Raw genomic sequence first — 19,997 nt, forward strand, 5'->3', positions numbered from 1 at the left:
GCCCCGCGCTCCGGCACCTCCCCTCACCCTGAGGAGACCGCCGAAGGCGGTCGTCTCGAAGGGCGAGGCCCGGACCTTGGCCTCATGGTTCGAGACGCGCCTTCGGCGCTCCTCACCATGAGGAGCAATCCCCGCAAGCCAGAGCGGCTGACTGACGATGCGGCAGGAGCGCGCATCCCCTGCCCCCGCAACCTTTCGTTAACCGCCGTTAACCGAACGCTAACCATACACCGGGCAAAAATTGCCGGGTGGGACGATGCGTGTCGTGATTGGGTGCAGTTGACGGGGAGAGCTTCCGTGGACGCCAGCGCGGTACCTCAGTTTCGGAACGGTGGCCCTGTGGCCGCCGCGCAGTCGTTTGGGGCCGGCAAACGCGGCCCACGGGAAGGGGCGAAAGCCATGGTCGACGTCACGGCGGGTCAGGGAGCCGGCTCTCCGGCCGGCGGGTTCTCATTCGGCGATCTCAAGACGCTGATCATGCGCGGCGACATCGCGCTGGCGCTCGGCATCCTCACCATCCTGGTGGTGCTGATCCTGCCGCTGCCCTCGCTGGTGCTCGACCTGTTCCTGGCGATCTCGATCACCCTGTCGATCCTGATCCTGATGACCGCTCTGTTCATCCAGGCGCCGCTGGAATTCTCGTCGTTCCCGACCATCCTGCTGATCTCGACGATGCTGCGGCTGTCGCTGAACCTGGCGTCGACCCGGCTGATCCTGTCGCGCGGCCACGAGGGCACGGATGCGGCCGGCCACGTCATCGAGGCGTTCGGCAATTTCGTGATGGGCGGCAACTTCGTCATCGGCATCATCGTGTTCGCGATCCTGGTGACGGTGAACTTCGTCGTCATCACCAAGGGTTCGGGCCGCATCGCCGAGGTCGCGGCACGCTTCCATTTGGACTCCATGCCCGGCAAGCAGATGGCGATCGACGCCGACCTCTCCGCCGGCCTGATCGACGAGAAGGTCGCAAAGGCGAGGCGCAAGGAGCTGGAGGACGAAAGCGGCTTCTTCGGCGCGATGGACGGTGCCTCGAAATTCGTCCGCGGTGACGCGGTCGCAGGCCTCCTGGTCGTCTTCATCAACATCATCGGCGGCATCATCATCGGCGTCGCCCAGCAGGGCCTGGGTTTTGCCGAGGCTGCCCGCACCTACACGACGCTGACCGTCGGCGACGGCCTCGTCACCCAGGTGCCGGCGCTGATCGTGTCCACCGCGGCCGGCCTGCTCGTCTCCAAGGCCGGCGTGACCGGCGCCGCCGACAAGGCGCTGATCAAGCAGTTCTCCGGCTATCCGCAAGCGCTCGGCATGTCCGCCGCGGTCATGCTGGTGCTGGCGTTGCTGCCGGGCATTCCGACCATCCCGTTCCTCGCGCTCGGCGGCGGCGCCGCCGCGCTGGCGCTGAAGGCGCGCCGCCACAAGGAAGTGGCGAAGGCCGAGGAGATCGCCGCGGCCGCCGCCGCGCCCGCCGCAGCCGCCGCCTCTGCCGCGGCCGCCGAGGAGCCGATCTCCGCCGCGCTCAAGATCGACGATCTCAAGATCGAGCTCGGCTACGCGCTGCTGCCGCTGGTCAACGCGCCCGACGGCACCGACCGGCTGACCGACCAGATCAAGGCGCTCCGGCGGTCGCTGGCGATCGAGATGGGTTTTGTCATGCCTTCGGTGCGCATCCTCGACAACGTCCAGCTCGAGGCCAACACCTACATCATCAAGATCAAGGAGGTCGACGCCGGCTCCGGCAAGATCTGGCCGAGCCAGTTCATGGTCATGGACCCCGGCGGCAACCAGGTCGCGGTGCCCGGCATCCACACGACGGAGCCGACCTTCGGACTACCGGCGACCTGGGTCGACGCCGGGCTGAAGGAAGAGGCGACGCTGAAGGGCTACACGGTGGTGGACGCGGCGACCGTGCTGTCGACCCATCTGACCGAGCTGCTCAAGGCTAATATGAGCGACCTCTTGTCCTACGGCGAGGTGCAGAAGCTCCTGAAGGAGCTGCCGAAGGAGCAGAGCGAGCTGGTCAAGGACATCGTGCCGACGCAGATCACGATCTCCGGCCTGCAGCGCGTGCTGCAGCTCTTGCTGTCGGAGCGGATCTCGATCCGCGATCTCTCGACCATCCTCGAAGGCGTCGCCGACGCACTGGCCTTCTCGCGCAACCCGGCGACGATCGTCGAGCACGTCCGCGCCCGCCTCGCCCGCCAGATCTGCGCCCAGAACACCTCGCCGATGGGCTATTTGCCGCTGATCGCGCTGTCGGCGAAGTGGGAGCAGGCGTTCGCGGAGTCGCTGATCGGCCAGGGCGAGGAGCGCAGCCTCGCGATGCAGCCGTCCAAGCTCTCGGAGTTCATGACCGCAACGCGCGATGCGTTCGAGCGCGCCGCGCGCGAAGGCGAGTCGCCGGTGCTGGTGACGTCGGCTGCGATCCGGCCCTTCGTCCGCTCGCTGGTCGAACGCTTCCGCGCTCAGACCACGGTGCTGTCGCAGGCCGAGATTCATCCCCGGGCGCGGCTGAAGACGGTGGGGAGCGTGTGAGGGAAACGCGTGCGGAACCTGCGAGTCAGTCTGAAGTTGATGAAGGCAGGACCGGTGCGGAGCGCCGGTCTTGCCGCTTTTCCAAGCAAACCAACCCTTGCTTCGCCGCAACAGGCAAACGATTTCTTAATTTTGCGTTAGGTGGCTGATATGGCAGCCACAGTAGGAACCATCATTTAAGTATCTGATCTTGAATGACTAAGATCGATTTTCGAGGATTCAAATCGCGAAGCATCACACCTATTCACACGCTTGTGATCGTCCCTGCGAAACAGAATCGCGGTTTCCTACGTTACTGTTCGCGAGACGATGAACCGGAACGTCGCCGGCTCACACGAATCAGCGAAGGACGGAAGACGGCAGGAGGCTTCCATGAACCACTCGATTTACAGCGCGGATCGGACGACCCACCTCAAGATCGTGGTGGTTGCGCTCGTAGCTGGCATCGCGGTGGCCGGCCTTGGCATCTCCGCCCGTTTGAACGCGGAGCCGAACTACACGCAGACTGCGAAGGTCCTCAAGGCCGGCAAGCCGGTCGCGGTGACGAGCTCGCAGACGTCGCTGGTTCGCTAAGACGAATTCCCGGAATTCACGCGGTTCTCACAGCCCCCCAACTGGCCGCGTGGATATGTAGTAGACCCAACCCCAAGTCGACTAGCGAAAACGCCCGCTCCCCACGGGCGTTTTCTTTTTTGCGTTTTGGCTCACTTGCCCGGCGGCACCGTCTCGATCAGCTTGCCGGTAAAGACGATTGGCCCCGTTGCCTGCCCCGTCGGCGAGCCGCCTTCCGGCTCGACGGTCACGGCATAGGTGGCCCGGCTGACGATGTCGGGGTCGTAGGAGGACAGCACCGGGCGGCTGGTGAAATCACTGCCGCCGATGACGCCGAGCGAGCGCGGCTTCTGCAGCTTGTCGGAGACGATCCACAGCTCGAAGCTCTTGCCGGGCTCGGGCGCCGCGCCGACGCGGCGCACCGTGTAGCTCCGGGTGGCGGAATCCACGGTGAGGATGAACGCCGGCGACGCGGCGTCCTTTTGCAGCAACGCCACGAACTGGGCGGCGGGCTCCGGCGCGGCCGGCACCTTGACCTCGACGGTCTGGATGCGCGGCTTCGGCTGCAACGGCTGCGGCAGCAGATCAGGGCGATAGACCTGCACGCCGACCAGCGCCAGCAGCACCGCGGCCAGCGCTGTCATGACGTTGGCGACCGCGCGCCACTGCCGGACCCTGGAGGAGAGCTGCACCACATTGGCGCGCTCGTCTGCACGCTCCTGGGCGGCAGCGAACGTGCGCCGCGGCGCGACCACCGCGGGCGCCTCAGCAGCGGTTGCAGGCTCGGGCTTGGCAATCTCGATCGGCGGAGCTTCGGGCTTCCGGGGATTAGCCTCGGACGGCTTGATCTGAGTGGGCTCGACGACCGGCTGCTGCTCAACCGCCGGCACTTCGAGCTTGGGCGCTTCGTGCTGTCGCGCTTCCGCGATGACCGGTGGGGCATCAGGCGCAGGCACCTCCGGCGGCACGACGACAACCGGAGCGGCAACGTCCGGCGCTGGCGGCTCAGCCGCCAGTGTCTCAACCGCCGGTGTCTCGACCGCCAGTGCCTCAGGTGCCAGTGCCTCAGTTGCCGGTGTCGCAGCGACCGCCGCCGGCCGCGACTGCGCGATCGCGGCCTTGATACGGTCCCACAGCTCCGGCCGCGGCTCGACCAGGCCGACCATCTGATTGAGCGCGCCAAGCCGCAATTCCCACGCCTGAACCAGCGCAGCGAAATCGCGGTCGACGACCATCATGGTCTCGACCTGCGCGCGTTCGGCGGCGTCGAGCGTGCCCAACGCATATTCCGCGGCAAGCGCGATATGGTCTTCGCTATACGCCATCACAGGTCCAGGTCACGTCACCACCAAGATCTCTTGCGCTTACGCTCTCAGTCCAACCACACCTCATCCGAGACCGAGGCATTGGCGGATGTCCATCATGCTCCGCCGGAGCCAGGTCTTCACCGTGTTCACCGGCGCGTCGAACTTGGTCGCCAATTGCTCCCGGCTCCAGCCGTTATAGTAGGCAAGCAGCACCAGCTTCTGCCGGTCCGGCTCGAGCTGGCCGACGCATTCCAACAGCCGCTTCAACTCCTCCGACATTTCCCGCCGCGCCAGCGGATCCGGCGTCTCGGCCGCCACCTCCAGCGCGGAGGGCTCATCCTCCAGAGACAGCTCGCCGCGCTTGCGCACGAGATCGATGGCCCGGTTGCGGGCGATGGCGGCCATCCAGGTAATCGGGGAAGACACGGCCGGATTGAATTGCGCGGCGTTGTTCCAGACCTTGACGTAGGTCTCCTGGACGACCTCCTCGGCGAGGTCCTGTCGATGCAAGATACGGAGCACGACGCCATAGAGTTTCGCGCGCGTCGCCGCGTAAAGGCGCTCGAACGCGGCCTCGTCACCCTTGGCGACGGCGGCAAGCAACAAGACCAGCTCTGCCGGCGTCAGCATTCAGCGTCCCCGAAAATCGCCCCACTCCCTCGCTCGAACCTGTCCTCCCGTAGCACACATCGCGCGCGGCGCTCCAGCCGGGCGGACATGACGAAAAACCCGGACCTCGCGGCCCGGGTTTTCGAGGCAACAGACCCGTGGCGGGCCGGCTCAGGCGATGACGCCGAGCCGGGCGCGCATCAGGCCGATACTGTCCATGTCCGCCTGCTCGCGGGCGCTTTCCTCGGCCTTTTCGCGGGCCTGGTCGCGCTCGTCGAGCAGCTCAACCTTCTTCATTTCCTCGAATGCCTCGGACAGCGCCGCCTTGGCGTCCTCGAGCTGGGCGCGCAGCTCGTCGGCCGAGCGCGTCAGGTTCTCGCGGCGCTGGATCGCCGCCTTGGCATAGGTCGGATAGGCAAAATGGGTCGGGTCGTTGATGCCGGCCCGCTCCTGTTCGGTCTGGATTTCCCGCTCGAGCTCGGCCGACATGCGCTGGAAGTCAGCGATCATGCCCTCGATCTGCGTCACCCGGCGGCGTTTCTCATCCACCTGAAATTTCTTCAGACGGATCAGCGTTTCGCGCGACTTCATCGACTCATACTCCCCAGAAGTCCCGTAGACGGCGCGGGACAGGGCCGGCCGCCCTTACTGGGCTCGCCGACTAGGCTCGTGACATGGAGGGGATGATGTCCCGACAAAGTTAGCTTTCCGTTTCCAAGCGCCCCAGGATCTGTTCCAGCTCCCGATACCCCTGAGCGAGCCCGCACACCTCATCCTTGCGCTGGCGCAGGAACGCCTCCAGCGGCTCGTGCAGCTTGATCGCCTCGTCGACCTCCGGACTGGAACCCGCGCGATAGGCGCCGAGCCGGATCAGCTCTTCCATGTCGGCGTAGGTCGCCATCACCTGGCGCGCGCGCATGATGGTCGGCAGGAAGACGGGATCGGCCGATTTCGGCATCGTCCGCGACACCGATTTGAGGATGTTGATGGCCGGATAACGGCCGCGTTCGGCGATCGAACGCTGCATCACGACATGGCCGTCGAGAATGCCGCGCACCGCGTCCGCCACCGGCTCATTATGATCGTCGCCGTCGACCAGCACCGTGAAGATCCCGGTGATGGTGCCGTCGCCGCTGCCGGGCCCGGCCCGCTCGAGCAATTTCGGCAGTTCTGTAAAGACGGTCGGCGTGTAGCCTTTCGCGGTCGGCGGCTCGCCGGCCGACAGCCCGATCTCACGCTGCGCCATCGCGAAGCGCGTCACCGAGTCCATCAGGCACAGAACATCCTTACCTTCGTCGCGAAAATATTCGGAGATTGCGAGCGTCAGATACGCCGCCTGCCGCCGCATCAGCGCCGGCTCGTCGGAGGTCGCGACCACCACGACCGAGCGGGCGAGGCCCTCCTCGCCGAGATCGTCCTGCAGGAATTCCTGCACCTCGCGGCCGCGTTCGCCGATCAGCCCGATGACCGACACTGCCGCATCGACGTTGCGCGCCAGCATCGACAGCAGCACCGATTTGCCGACGCCGGAGCCGGCGAAGATGCCGAGCCGCTGGCCGCGGCAGCAGGTGAGAAAGGTGTTCAGCGCGCGCACGCCGAGATCGAGCGGAGACCCGACGCGCTTGCGCGAATGCGCCGGCGGCGGATTGTTGCGGTAGGGAACCGGCGCCGCGCCCTGCGGCAGCGGCCCCTTGCCGTCGATCGGCTCGCCCATCGCGTTGACGACGCGGCCCAGCCAGGCCTGTGACGGCCGCACCTGGTTGGCGGAGTTGGCGATCACGGCGCGGCAGCCGCGCCGCACCCCTTCGAGCCCGGCGAACGGCATCACCACCGCATTCTTGCCGGAGAAGCCGATCACCTCGGCAGGAATGACATTGCTGCCGGTCTCGATCATCAGCCGCGCGCCGACCGACATCGCGTGGATCGGCCCGGCGATCTCCACCATGAGCCCCTTCACGCCGACGACACGCCCATAGGTGTTCACGGCGTCGATGTCACCGATCTGCTCGGCCAGCGCTTTCATCACGGAACCACCTTCATCGCGGAACCGCCGCCATCACAAAACAGCCTTCATTGCGAAAACCTTAAGTAAGGGCAGATTCGCTGCGCCGGTTTAACTCTGTGTTTACTCGCATCATTAATCATTGCGTCATGGTCTGGAGTGACTGACGTAGTGCGCTTTGCCGCCCCCCAAAAGCGGTGAGGAACGAGAGTCGGTTAGTTCCATCTCTTCACATGGAGCTTGAACGAGGTCGGCTGAGAAAACCTGCTTCTTCGCAACACCTTACGGCGATTCGACAAAAATTGCACGGATTGAGCTTGCGCAGCGGAATCAGGATTTGTTAACCATCTCTCGTCAGGATCCGAATCAGTTGTTCAAAGGCGTTTTGAGTGCCGCGGTGGCGGCCGACCTGACGCCCGGAGCGGCGACTATGGGGAACTGGCATGCGCGTTTTGCTGATTGAGGATGACAGCGCCGTCGCGCAGTCGATCGAGCTGATGTTGAAGTCCGAAAGCTTCAACGTCTACACGACTGACCTCGGCGAAGAAGGCGTCGACCTCGGCAAGTTGTACGATTACGACATCATCCTTCTCGACCTCAATCTGCCCGACATGTCCGGTTACGACGTGCTCAAGCAGCTGCGTGTCTCGAAGATCAAGACCCCGATCCTGATCCTGTCCGGCCTCGCCGGCATCGAGGACAAGGTCAAGGGCCTCGGCTTCGGCGCCGACGACTACATGACCAAGCCGTTCCACAAGGACGAGCTGATCGCGCGCATCCACGCGATCGTCCGCCGTTCCAAGGGCCACGCCCAGTCGGTCATCCAGACCGGCGACCTCGTCGTCAACCTCGACACCAAGACGGTCGAAGTCGGCGGCCAGCGCGTGCACCTGACCGGCAAGGAATACCAGATGCTGGAGCTGCTCTCGCTCCGCAAGGGCACCACCCTCACCAAGGAGATGTTCCTCAACCATCTCTACGGCGGCATGGACGAGCCCGAGCTCAAGATCATCGACGTCTTCATCTGCAAGCTGCGCAAGAAGCTCGCCAACGCGTCCGAAGGCCGCAACTTCATCGAGACCGTCTGGGGCCGCGGCTACGTGCTGCGCGAGCCGCACGACCTCGACGAGCGCATCCCCGCCTGATCTTTCACTGGGCAACTCGGCAGGCCTCACGGCTTGCTCCTCCCAGACTGAGCCCCGCCGCAAATGGCGGGGTTTTTGTTTGTGGGAGGATGGTGATTGGCAATGGAGCGGCCGCTTTGCACCAGGCGAGTTCGCGTTGGAGCCAAGCTCTCGCCACGCGACAGGTGCGCTCCCCTCCCCCTTGCGGGGAGGGGTCGGGGGTGGGGGTCCCCGGAAATGGTCTGCATTGTGGGCCCCTTCGGCCGAAGCCGATCAGCAAGCGATCTCACCACCAACACGCCGCTTGTCAGTCCCTGCCCCAAGCTCGGTCCTGAGCAAGAAGCCCCCACCCCCAACCCCTCCCCGCAAGGGGGAGGGGAGCTTACCGCCGTTGCCGCACGGGCGTGGCTCAAACTGACAAGTACTCCCTCACCTTCCACCGCGCATGGCGCAGCCGCATCTCACACATGAGCGCAATCGCCGCCATCGAGCTCTCCAAGACACCATCGACGAAATCATCGAAGAAACCCATCGTCGCACGTCATCGCGTTCTCGCCGCGCCCATGCGCCCGAGTTGTCCGCCATTCTCGCCGCCCTCTCTCAACTGAGGGCGCAGGGAAGGCCGGGCGCTGGCCGCGCCCGTGGCCCGCCTGCAGCAAAAAAAGCAGGCGGCAGTCACCACAGGTCTGGCCGAAACACCCGGCCCTCCCCGCGCGATGGCTTTACGATTTATAGGCGATCTCCTTGGGGACCGGCTTTTTGCCCCCATCGCCCACCGGCAGCGTCCTCCGCAACGCCAGCAGGCTTGACCTCAGCACCGGGAGGCCAGGACCACGCCACTTCACCGTGCGCCCGGGATCGTTCGTCGGCACGGACAAGCCATGCTGCGACCCCAAGCGCCCATCGCATCCCACACCCGACGTCCGTGACGACCGCGAAGCGTCCCCTCGTTGGGGCGGGACGGAAGGGAATAGATCATAATTTCTGGGAAAGCGCAATCACAAATTTCGGACTTTTCGATTCCCATGAAAATACAACCCTGATGCCATCCGCATGCCGAAGCCGCACTCAGATCCTCTAGCCTTGACGCTCCGTGGAGCCCCCCCCCCAAGCATCCGTGTTCTGCACACTCCCGTCCGAGCCACGAAAGACGGGGCCGCGCCGCATTGATCGCTCGCAGTGTAGTCGAGGTCTGCGGAAGGCAGCGCCTCCATATGGTTACATAGCACGGCCCAAACTTAACCTCAGCTGCGATCAAAGCACTTCAATATCCATCACTCCATAGCTTTGCTGTCAAAGTCCTGTGGCGATAGCCGAAGTATCTTGACTGAGTCTAGCTCCCAAAGACTCGGCGCACCGATACCGCGAGAATAACGCCGTGCAAGCCATTCTAAATCCTCAAGCGCTGATATCGGGAGCTGCAGAAGCACACGACGGCTAATTGAAGGATCGTCGAAGATTGACACCAGAGTTTCCCACAGCGCCCTGCCAGCAGCTCGATCCTCCAGAACCCTCGCAAATTGAATTGCTTTAGCGAAAACTCGAACATTCAACTGAGGAGAGGTGAGCGAGACTCGCAGCTCGCTATCTGCCCGTTCAAGAAACTCTTCCGCAACACGGTCTATCCACCTTGTTGCCCCTACCATTAGCGCAAGCCTAAGCAGATCAAACGCGGCCTCAGGGCTTCGCCTACTCCAATCAATCCATCCTTCACGACGATAGAATGTTGACTCAACGATTTTATCAAGCCGCGCCGGCCCTAGATTGACTTCAAATTCGTTGGCTAGCACCAGGAGCTCGATCGCACCATCAGGAGCACCATCAAACAACTCGAATGGATCAATTTTTGCAATAGCGACCTCAACTGCTTTACGGCCGCCCCCTCCCCTCGACACGCCATTTGTCATCCTCGATGCCAATCGGCATATCTCAAGAACGCGCTCTGGATTATTCTCTGCTAACAGCAATAAACGCGGGCTATCTAGCAGCAATACAAGCTTAGATCTGATTTCTACCACCCATTTCGACGCGCCCAGACTAGACAACACACGCGTTAGATCGTCGACATCCTGGGGACGCCGCAATATTAATTCTTCAAAATTCACCCCCCTAAGAAGGCGATCAACGACGTCGATTACCCCTCTCCTTTTAAAGCCAGGTCCGTAGGCTTTAATTAGTTCGAGTGCACGAACAATAACTTGCGACTCACTTCCCACAAACTCCAAAAGACTGCCACGCTCAAAAATCGCATGAATAATACGATCTGCCATCTTTCGGCGGTAGCCCCTTGGTCCCATGACACCAATAAGTTCCAAAAGAGCAGCGGCCGCCTCCGCATTATACTTCAAAAGCTCTACCAAGGTGCTTCTAGCGATATCCTCCATAATCGACAATAGCTCATTTCCCGGCCTCTTGTTGACCTTTAACCTAAAGTCCCTCCCAAACGGATTTCGTCGGACGGCTCTGCTGATACTTATGACTACATCTCCTAACGCATTGATGTTCTCTGTACGCATCGCCTCCAGAAGCGCAATCGCCGCATTATTTGAAAACTCAGCTACATCGACACGGCCACCTCGCCCTCCAGAACTCTCTTCCAGCTTTTTCTGCGCTATTTGACCGGAGACATCCACGTTTTCAGAACGCAACAATCTATCGACTTCGTCGATATCTATTTTTCTTGATTCACCCAAAAGAACGAAGCCACTCGCACCAGACAGCGCACCGTCACCTAATGATCGAGCGACGTTGAAAATCAATTCAAGCCTGCTGGACCCCTCGGCGACTGAGATCTTCTTTTTCGGCGCGATCGTTACCACCGCCCCCTTTCTTCTCGCCTCAAATACAGCCGTAATGCCATTGATGCTCTCGATCGAGAACCACGACCGCCACAAGTAAGTCAGTTGATCCCAAGGCCGCGCACCGTCTTCCGATTTCGCAGACTCTTCGCGAGACGCGATCAACTGCTCGTCAAAGACGAACGGATCACCCGACATCAACGCACGAATTATGACAAGATTGATACTATAAATAGCCAAGTGCCCCATCAACGGATGCGGATGAAACGGAACCAGAAATCCCTCCTGCGCCTCGTCCTTCTGCATGATCGAAGGCATTTCGCGCCGATACAAAACCCTAGCAATCTGGCTCTGGAAAATTGCGTCAAGCTCAACAATGAACTTATCAAAGTTGAGACTCCTGACTCTCAACGCATGTCCAGACCACTCGCGAATCATTTCCATAACAACCGGTCTAGTAAACAAAGCTGTATACACCAAGCACGCAAACCACAGACGAGATAGCCCATCTGATTTATTCAACTTGCTATCGCGCTGCGCACGCAGCACAGGCTTTCTGGCCATCTCTATAAGCTGCTCAATCTCGTCCATCGCCCTCCTAATAATAAAATCCGCAGTCAAAAATTCTCCGAATGTATTATGTAAAAACTCAAACGCTGCCTCTCCATAGACGCCGCCACCATTGCCATCACTCAAAGATCTCGATTTATGAATGAAGAAAAAACTGCCAAGTAACAAGTCCGCCTGGCTGAGCTGTCTGCCGCCCTCCGTTGCGGCAGATTTTTGCCGCTCCAGCTCAAAAAACCTCAGATCTTTACTTAGCTGATCCGATAGTATGTGAAGAGCTCTCCGATTATACATACCAACGGCAGCCACACCGAGTCGCTGCATATCCCTATCAATCTCTTCTTCTTGCTGTTCCTCGGGCATATTGAGAAATTCGGGTGATTTCTCTCGCTCGCGAATGACAAAGCGACGAAGAAGACTGTCATATAGTATTGTCCTATCAGTGACCTGCCCGCTTCTTAACTTGTTTTCGACAGAATCGTAGAGAGCCAACATCAACAGCAAAAGCGGCTGTTCAGCGAGCTGTAGAACCTTGGCCGAGTCGGCATCTGTTTCGCTCGGCAATTGAAACGGACGAACATTGGCGGCCTGAAAATATGCTGAATTCGCCTCGTTCCAGATAGCGATCCAATTCTCTCTCTGGACTTTATCAAACTCAAGAAGGCGAACTATCGTTGATCCTTGAGGAACAACCGCTTTGTCAATGAGCGTCACTCGACTAGTAACAATTACTCTCACCGGCCGACCCTGTTCGGCCTCGTTTCGCTGAAAGTTTTTAACGTCTTGTAGATAGCCTGCAAACACCTTTCCGCTCGCCTGAAGCAACTCATCATAGCCGTCGAGAATCACCACCGGTGGATTATTAACAAAAGAAGAACTACATTTTGCCCATGAGTCTAATCTGATACCTGTAACTCGACCAACATGTTCTTCTATTTGCGATACTACGCCAGCTTCCGAGTTAACTTCGCGAAGCGGAACCCTTATTGGGGTAAATTGTTTTGACAGAAGGCGCGCGGACAACACTGTCGTTAGAAGGGACTTTCCGCTACCTGGATGCCCAAGCACAACCAACGGAGTGTCGGTGCTATAAGGCGAACTCAGGTAGCTAAGAAGAAAATTCCCAAGGTCGTTGCGGCGCTTAATTCCTCTCCAAGTCGCAGCATCCTCTAAAGCGGTCTTCTTTGTTCCAACTCGAATAACAAGAAAAGATTGGGGGACAAACGCATCGCAAACTCGAGGAAAGACTAATCGAGGAGCATTCTCATCGACATCTGCCCGGTCATCAATAATCGGATCGTTGATCCGAGCCAAATAGTGCTTTTTAAGCCCCTCGACTATTTCCTCAGACTGAGACATGCGGTATAAGTCCGGCAGACTCAGGACCAGCTTATGGAGATTGTTAAGTCCTACATCGATCGACTCAACAGCGCTGCGATATGACTGAACGTATTCCTTAAAAGAGTGAGACATATTGTCAATTAGGGCAGCTGCTCTCTTGTGTTCTTGAATATTGGCCCAGATAGCAAACTCTTGATACTTGGTGCAGAGCGCGAAATACTGAGCCTCGAATGTCTCAGCAGCCAGTCTCGGTAGATTCTCCACAACTTGGGTGACGACCAGCCGCCCCTTTTCGTCCAACTGCTCCCAAGCAGCCAGCTTCATAGCAAAATCTCTGAAGGCTGCGGTCATTTCGCGATAGAGTGGAATCAAGCGCTGCTTTAGGGCCTCCAGCGTCTCAACGGGATGAGGAAGATATACCTGAACAACGTCGGTTATATCTTTCTCGGAACTCCTATCGCGGCCAGAAGATGATTGATTCAATTGTTTGGCTTGATTCAAAATAAATAGCTTTTCCTCCTCTGAAAGCATCATTTTTTTTCTGAACTCGTCCGGGAGCGACTGATCTAGCGCTTCAAAGAACGCCGTGTAACTAATGAGAACGTATGCTGCCCTCATTCGTCGCTCGCGATCTGAATAGCTATCTGCGCCTTGCCTGGATACTGCATCCAACAACTCTTTCGAGAGTCGAATCAGTTCATTCTTTGCGGTGATCAACGGAATTCCAGATAGACCACTAAAAAATGCTGGTGAACAAAGGAGAGCAACGCCGAGCAGTTGATCAATTTCCCCGATAAGGCGAGGCTGATCCTTCTTGATAAGCGCGCAGACCTGCTTAAACGACAAATCCTGTGCCATCGATTTTCATTCCGATTGAATTAATTAACTATTTCCCTCTCTAGTAGAGCTGTCAATCCTAAAGCTCAGAATGTCACATCGCGCTCAGGTCAGGCGCTATGCGCAGGAAGGTCAATCCAGAAAGGAATAGAAAAGTTATGACGTTGCCTGAGCAATCACGTAACCTGCCGCCATCGACATCTTTCTTGGCGGTCCTTTCCATTGTCGATCGTTGAGGCCGGGGTTGAGATTGACGGCGTTGGCGTGACCTCTTTGCTCGAACGCATCGGCGCCGGCGAGCAGTATTTAGGCGGACCTGCGGCCGGTGGGCCCAGTTTGTATTAGTGTCGCCACTTGGTTCTTCCAGCGGGAGTTTCCGCAATTCCGGCCTCTGCTGAGGAATGGAATGATCGTGGGCCCCAATTCGGGCAAAGACACGAGATCATGATGCGATCCGGCGGACTCGCATCATGGTTTCATGGGCCTCGTCTGCGCGGCGACGGTTCAACGCGCATGGCGCTCAGCGTCCCTTCTTCTTCGTGGCGCTCTTCTTGGCTTGCTTGGCGGTCTTGGTCGCGGTCTTCTTCGGCGGACGCTTCGCCGCCGTCTTGCCTATCTTGCCTTTCGCCTTCTTCACCGTGGCGGTGCGCTTGCTTGTTGGTTTTGAAGCCTTCTTGGCGACCTTCTTCTTAGTCGTCTTCTTGCGGCCTGCCGACGTCTTGGCTGCAGCGGCCACCTTCTTCGGGGCCTTCTTGGCCGGTCTGGCCGATGGCTTCGCGGGCTTCGTCGGCGCCGCCGGTGTCCCGGCCGCCCCTGCGCCACCCGCCGCCGACAGCCAGAACCGCAGCTCCGGGGACTTCTCCTCGGCGCCCTTGATGTAGCGCTCCTGCCAGCTGTCGTCGCCTTTCAGCGGCTTGCCGAAGATCTCCGGGCGCTCCTTCAGCAGGAAGCGCCAGGCGTAGTGGTCGTAGAGGTCGAGGACGTGGCAGGCATAAGCCTCGGCGAGACCGCGGTGGCCGCGGATGATCAGCATGTTCTCGTCGTTGTTGTGCGAGGCGCGGAAGCCGAGATTATGCGAGCCGGTGACGACGACGCAATCGTCGCTGAACGGATCGATCACGACGATCTTGTTGTGGATGATGGCGAAGCCGTATTTGCCGAGCTCCCTCTCCCACTTGCCGAACGCGTCCTGCACGGCGCCGGCCGGCACCGCGCGGAAATCGATGCCGCCGGTGTCGCCCGGCTTCTTCGGCGTGCCGCGCTCGCCGACCACCTTCACCTCGGGCGCGGCTTCGTCCGGCGCGTCGTCGCCGCCGCTCTCCGAATGGCCGCCGGCATGCAGCGATTTCGAGAACTCGGTCGCACGCACCGGACTGGTCAGCGCGCCCCGCACGAACAGATCGGGCTTTTTCGCCAGCAGGTCGCCGGCCTTGTTGAGAATGGAGTTGTTGCCGGGATCGAAGGCGAGGAACAGCACGGCGTGCTTGGCGCCGTCCATCAGTTGGAACACCCGGCCCATGTCGTTCGGCGTCTTCGGGTTCTTGCCGAGCTTGCCGGGCGTGTTCGGCGAGAACATCGGCTCGATGGTGACGCCGTGGCCGAGATCGATCGGCTTCGTGATCGAACTCGCATTGTTGGCGCGGGCAAAGTCGCGCAGGGTTTGCGACTGCAACGCCGACTTGTCGCCACCGGCGGCGTCGACGTCGGCCTTCAGCGCGTTCCAGTAGGACAGATAGCGGTCGGCGAGCTCAGGGCTTTCCACCACCAGCGCGTTGTTGGTCTGGGTGCACAGGCCGGTCGAGGTCCAGTTGGTCGAGCCCGACAGCACCGCGGCCGGCTTGCCCTTCTCCGACAACACCATGAACTTGTTGTGCGGGATCGAGCCTTTGCCGAGGATGCGATCGATCACGCTGACGCCGGCGGCCTTGAGGTTGGCGCGATTGTCGGCGTCGGCATCGTCGGTGTCCTTGCCCTGCTCGTTGCCGAGGATGACGGTGCGGCTGCTCGGGTTCTTGCGCAGCTGCAGCTCGAGCCCGTCGGGGTCGTTCAGCTCATAGAGCGCGGCGTGGATGGTGCCGCCGCCGGCATCGGCGCGCGACAGCAGCGAGGTCAGGCCGTCCTGCAGCTGGCCCATCAGGCGGATGCGGATGGGATCCTTGGGATCGAGGATGTGCGGCGCCAGCGCCGGCACGCTCGGCTTGTCGTTCAGCGCGTGGCTGAGCGCCTGGGTCGCGGTGAGGCCGCGGTTGAAATAGACATGGAACGGCGGCCGCTCCGGCGTCAGCGTGACCTCGTTGCTCTCCAGCGGCGCCACGCCGGCGAGCGGCGTCAGCGCCTGGCCGGGCGTGCCGCCCATCGGCACGATGCGATATCTGTAGGTGCCGCCGCGCCGGGCGAACAGGTCCTTCCACCAGAACTTCTGGATCGGCGCCTGCTCGGTGGTGAGCTTGTCGGCGGTCTGCCCGGCAAAGCGGGCCAGCGCCGGCAGCACCGTGTCGGTGTTGGCGGCGACGTCGATGCGGTGAACGGCGAAGCCGAGACAGCCGTCGAGGCGGCGATCGAAGGTCCAGGCGACCACGGCGATGTCATTGTTGGAAAAGGCAAGCGCGGGCATGGCGGCACTCCTTGTCTGACAGGAGTATGTCGCGGAGTTGTAACAAGGGTTCGACACATCCGGGACAGGAAGTGGAGAACGGAGGTCGCGCGGGGTGATGGTGCGGTGCGGGAAGGGCGCTGGGCTGGCGAACAGGGCTCGCTGAAAAGATGGCCTCAAGCGGTTGCCACGACGGCAGTACGCTCCCTCTCCCCGTTCTTACGGGGAGAGGGTCGGGGTGAGGGGCAGCCGCACGGGAAGTGTCCGTGCAAGCCCTTCCGCATTCACGCCAGGGATCGCGGCTAGAGCCGACGATGAAAAGCTTCGCGTGCGCAGAGAGGTCGACTAGCAGCGCCAGATGAAAGACGAGCGAGAGTTATAGCGCTCACCATTGACACCACCCGAGCCGCTGCCCCTCACCCCACCCCTCTCCCCGTAAGAACGGGGAGAGGGAGCGCAGCATCATTGCGGCGCGCTGCCTGCCTCTTCCTTCGTCCGGTCGAACCCATCAGTGCAACGGGAACGGACAGAGCGCGCCTCAGGCCACGGCGCCCGGCTTGCCGCGCGTCACGTAGCGGCCGTCGCCCTTGGCGCCCACGAGCTTCCCGTCTCGCACCACGAACTTGCCGCGCAGCATGGTGGCGACCGGCCAGCCTGATATCTCGATGCCTTCGTAGGGCGTGTAGTCGGAGCCGTGGTGCAAACCAGCCTGGCTGATCTTGGCGGTCTTGTTCGGGTCCCACAGCGCGATATCCGCGTCGTAGCCGATGGCGATCGAGCCCTTGCCCTTCAGGCCGTAGGTCTTGGCGTGGTTGGTGGCGGTGAAGGCGACGAACTGGTTGAGGGTGATGCGGCCCTTGGTGACGCCTTCGGAGAACAGGATCGGCAGCCGGGTCTCGACGCCGGGGATGCCGTTCGGCACCCAGCGAAAGCTGGTGCGGCCCTTCGGGGTCAGCTTGCCGGCCTCGTCGTCGTAGCGGAACGGGCAGTGGTCTGACGAGAACAGCGAGAACACGCCCCTTTGCAGGCCTTCCCAGCACGCCTCCTGGCTGGCCTTGTCGCGCGGCGGCGGCGAGCAGACGTACTTCGCGCCTTCCATGTTGAGGCCCTGCATGTCCTCCTCGGTCAGCACCAGATATTGCGGGCAGGTCTCGCCATGGATCTTGAGGCCGCGAGCTTGCGCGCGGCGGATCTCCTCCATCGCCTCGCGGTTGGAGACGTGGACGATGACGATGGGCACGTCGATCAGTTCGGCCAGCGAGATCGCGCGATGGGTGGCCTCACGCTCGACCGGGATCGGGCGCGACTTGCCGTGATAGTACGGCGCGATCTTGCCTTCGCGCTCGAGCCGGTCGGTGAGGAAGCGGATGGCATCGTAGTTCTCGGCATGGATCTGCACCAGCGCGCCGGTCTCGCGCGCGACCTGCAGCACGCCCAGAATCTCGTAGTCGTTCAGCGCGAGACCCTCATAGGTCATGAAGATCTTCAGCGATGAATAGCCGTCGGCGACCAGCGCCGGCAGCTCCTGGCCGAGCACGGAGTCGGAGGGGTCGGCGATGATGAGGTGGAAGGAGTGGTCGACGTAGCAGGCCTTGTCGGCCAGCGCGTGGTAGTCCTTCAGCGCGGCGCGCAGCGGCTGGCCCTTCTCCTGCAGGCAGTAGGGCATCACGAAGGTGTTGCCGCCGAACGCCGCGGCCCGCGTCGCGCTCTCGAAATCGTCGGCCATGACGATGCCGGGGCCGGAGGGCTGGCTGATGTGGACGTGGCTGTCGATGCCGCCCGGCAGCACGAGCAGGCCCGAGGCATCGACGACCTCGTCGGCATCGGTGATGGCCTCGCCGATCGCGGCAATGCGGCCCTGTTTGATGGCGACATCGGCTTTGAACGTGTCGCTCGCGGTGGCGACCGTGCCGTTGCGGATGACGGTGTCGAAGGCAGCCATGTGACGCGCTCTCCCAGTCTCGATCTCAAGCGAATTTCTGAAACAGCGATCCCCAGCCGCTGACGCCGCCGACATCGACCCCTGCCAGTTTCAGCGACTTCCATACCACGGTGGCGATGGTGTCGAGAATGGGAATGCCGGTCTCGAGCTCCAGCCGCGCGGCCAGCGGGGCGGCGCGCATGTTGGTGCAGACCACCGCGATCGCATCCGGCTTCTCGCGCGCGACCTCGCGGATCATGGCCTCGATCTCGGAAGGCGTCACCCCGGCGAAGGAGAAATTGTCCTGCAAATTGAGGTGGCGGTCGCCGCGGCAGGCGATGCCGAGCCTGGCGTAATTGGCGATGATGCGCGCCTGCACGTCGTCGCGATAGGGCGTGACCAGGCCGAGCGAGGTGGCCTTCATCGCCGCCAGGATCTCGTTGAGCGCCAGCATCGAGGTGGTCGCGGGGATGCCGGTGGCGGCGGTGATCTGCTCGCAAAGGCGAACATCGGCCTCGAAGCCGAGCCAGCCGGAGGAGGTGCCGTTCCAGCCGATGACGTCGACCTTGGCATGGGCGAGCAGCTCGGCGGCGCGGAGGATGTTGCTGATGTCGAACTGCGCGAGCGCGTCAGTCGAGAGTGCGATCTCGGTGACCTTGAAGCGGGAGAAATGCGCCGACACGTTGGGGAGATCGGCCACCATGGCCGAGGTGATCGGCTCCAGCGCGGTGTTCGACGACGGCGTCAGCATGCCGAGAAGGGTACGTTTGGTCATGGGTGAGCGGCTTTCTCATGCGAGTGCGATCGGAAATGTGCGCCCCGATGGCAGTGTGCTCCCTCTCCCCGTTCTTCACGGGGCCGCGACGAGCTTCGCTCGCGCTGAGAGGATTGGGGTGAGGGGCCACCCCACCCACCGACCGTGCGGAGAGCCCCCCTCACCCGGATCGCATCTTGCGATGCGATCCGACCTCTCCCCGCACACGGGGAGAGGTACAGACCGAGCTCGCCGGATGAGTTGTACACCAAACTGAAGTTGTTCATGCACTCGCCCTCTGCTCCGCCCGCTCCCCACGCAGCAGCCCCAAGATATGCCGCTTCAACTCATTGAACTGCGGTGACGTGATATCCCGCGGCCGCGGCAGGTCGATCGGGATGATCTCGACGATCCGTCCCGGACGCGCACTCATCACCGCCACATGCGTGCCCAGGGTCAGTGCCTCGTCGATGCCATGCGTCACGAACACGATCGTGCCCTGGTGCTGCTGCCAAATGCGCACCAGCTCGGTCTGCATGTCCATGCGGGTCTGCTCGTCGAGCGCGCCGAACGGCTCGTCCATCAGGATGACCTGCGGATTCATCAGCAGCGCCCGCGCAATGCCGACGCGCTGGTTCATGCCGCCGGACAGCTCGGACGGATAGTGGTTCTCGAAGCCGGTGAGTCCGACCATGTCGATATAGACCTGCGCGCGGGCACGGCGCTCGGCCTTCTGGCCGCCGGCGAGCAGCAAATGAAACGCGACGTTCTCCCACACCGGCAGCCACGGCATCAGATTGGCGTGCTGGAACACGACGCCGCGGTCGGCGCCGGGGGCGGTGACCGGCCGGCCGTCGACACTGACCACGCCCCTGCTCGGCTGTTCGAAGCCGGCGATCATGTTGAGCAACGTCGACTTCCCGCAGCCGGACGGGCCGAGCAGGCAGACGAACTCGTTGCGCGCGATGGACAGGTTGATATCGCCAAGAGCGGTCACGTCGGCGTTGCGCTTCTTGTCGGCAAAAATCTTCGAGACGCCGGAGATGTCGATGGTCGCCAT

General features: G+C 61.5%; 12 protein-coding genes. 3 read left to right on the forward strand and 9 right to left on the reverse strand.

The genetic code is table 11. The features are described 5' to 3' along the window. The first annotated feature begins 399 nt into the window (after positions 1-399). Both flhA and ACQR0Z_RS34700 read left to right on the forward strand, forming a co-directional pair. Positions 400-2,532 carry a flagellar biosynthesis protein FlhA gene (flhA, locus tag ACQR0Z_RS34695; protein ID WP_434921650.1) on the forward strand — a complete coding sequence of 711 codons (2,133 nt, stop codon included), beginning with the start codon at positions 400-402 and terminating at the stop codon, positions 2,530-2,532. Between the two features lie 372 nt (positions 2,533-2,904). After that, a complete protein-coding gene (locus tag ACQR0Z_RS34700; RefSeq protein WP_434860565.1) occupies positions 2,905-3,105 on the forward strand; it encodes a hypothetical protein in 201 nt (66 codons plus the stop codon). A 131-nt stretch (positions 3,106-3,236) separates the two neighbouring features. On the opposite strand, the gene ACQR0Z_RS34705 is transcribed toward ACQR0Z_RS34700, so the two are convergent. From ACQR0Z_RS34705 to fliI, 4 genes are all read right to left on the reverse strand, one after another. Then, positions 3,237-4,409 carry an anti-sigma factor gene (locus tag ACQR0Z_RS34705; protein ID WP_434921651.1) on the reverse strand — a complete coding sequence of 391 codons (1,173 nt, stop codon included), beginning with the start codon at positions 4,407-4,409 and terminating at the stop codon, positions 3,237-3,239. A gap of 63 nt (positions 4,410-4,472) precedes the next feature. Continuing rightward, on the reverse strand, positions 4,473-5,021 hold the full coding sequence (locus ACQR0Z_RS34710; RefSeq protein ID WP_434860567.1) for a sigma-70 family RNA polymerase sigma factor: 549 nt from the start codon (positions 5,019-5,021) through the stop codon (positions 4,473-4,475). A 150-nt stretch (positions 5,022-5,171) separates the two neighbouring features. Beyond that, positions 5,172-5,591, reverse strand: a complete 420-nt coding sequence (gene fliJ / locus ACQR0Z_RS34715; protein WP_008960735.1) for a flagellar export protein FliJ — start codon at positions 5,589-5,591, stop codon at positions 5,172-5,174. A 109-nt stretch (positions 5,592-5,700) separates the two neighbouring features. Next, a complete protein-coding gene (gene fliI / locus ACQR0Z_RS34720; protein ID WP_434921652.1) occupies positions 5,701-7,023 on the reverse strand; it encodes a flagellar protein export ATPase FliI in 1,323 nt (440 codons plus the stop codon). A 422-nt stretch (positions 7,024-7,445) separates the two neighbouring features. Between fliI and ctrA the strand changes: the two genes are divergently transcribed. After that, positions 7,446-8,147 carry a response regulator transcription factor CtrA gene (gene ctrA, locus ACQR0Z_RS34725; RefSeq protein WP_006614002.1) on the forward strand — a complete coding sequence of 234 codons (702 nt, stop codon included), beginning with the start codon at positions 7,446-7,448 and terminating at the stop codon, positions 8,145-8,147. A 1,253-nt stretch (positions 8,148-9,400) separates the two neighbouring features. Here the strand turns inward: ctrA and ACQR0Z_RS34730 are convergent. The 5 genes from ACQR0Z_RS34730 to ACQR0Z_RS34750 all read right to left on the reverse strand — a co-directional run bounded on the left by ACQR0Z_RS34730 (position 9,401) and on the right by ACQR0Z_RS34750 (position 19,997). Then, entirely contained in the window at positions 9,401-13,690 is a 4,290-nt protein-coding gene (locus tag ACQR0Z_RS34730; RefSeq protein ID WP_434921653.1) for an NACHT domain-containing protein, read from the reverse strand. A 499-nt stretch (positions 13,691-14,189) separates the two neighbouring features. Next, positions 14,190-16,283, reverse strand: coding sequence for a phospholipase D-like domain-containing protein (locus ACQR0Z_RS34735; protein WP_434921654.1), 2,094 nt, complete (start codon positions 16,281-16,283; stop codon positions 14,190-14,192). Positions 16,284-16,800: 517 nt separating this feature from the next. Next, a complete protein-coding gene (hydA, locus tag ACQR0Z_RS34740) occupies positions 16,801-18,204 on the reverse strand; it encodes a dihydropyrimidinase (protein WP_434921655.1) in 1,404 nt (467 codons plus the stop codon). A gap of 25 nt (positions 18,205-18,229) precedes the next feature. After that, complete coding sequence (locus ACQR0Z_RS34745; RefSeq protein WP_434921656.1) at positions 18,230-18,958, reverse strand: maleate cis-trans isomerase family protein; 729 nt, start codon at positions 18,956-18,958, stop codon at positions 18,230-18,232. A 262-nt stretch (positions 18,959-19,220) separates the two neighbouring features. After that, on the reverse strand, positions 19,221-19,997 hold the full coding sequence (locus tag ACQR0Z_RS34750) for an ABC transporter ATP-binding protein (protein ID WP_434921657.1): 777 nt from the start codon (positions 19,995-19,997) through the stop codon (positions 19,221-19,223).

This window comes from Bradyrhizobium sp. HKCCYLS3077 (assembly GCF_051167555.1).
Taxonomy (GTDB): Bacteria; Pseudomonadota; Alphaproteobacteria; order Rhizobiales; family Xanthobacteraceae; genus Bradyrhizobium.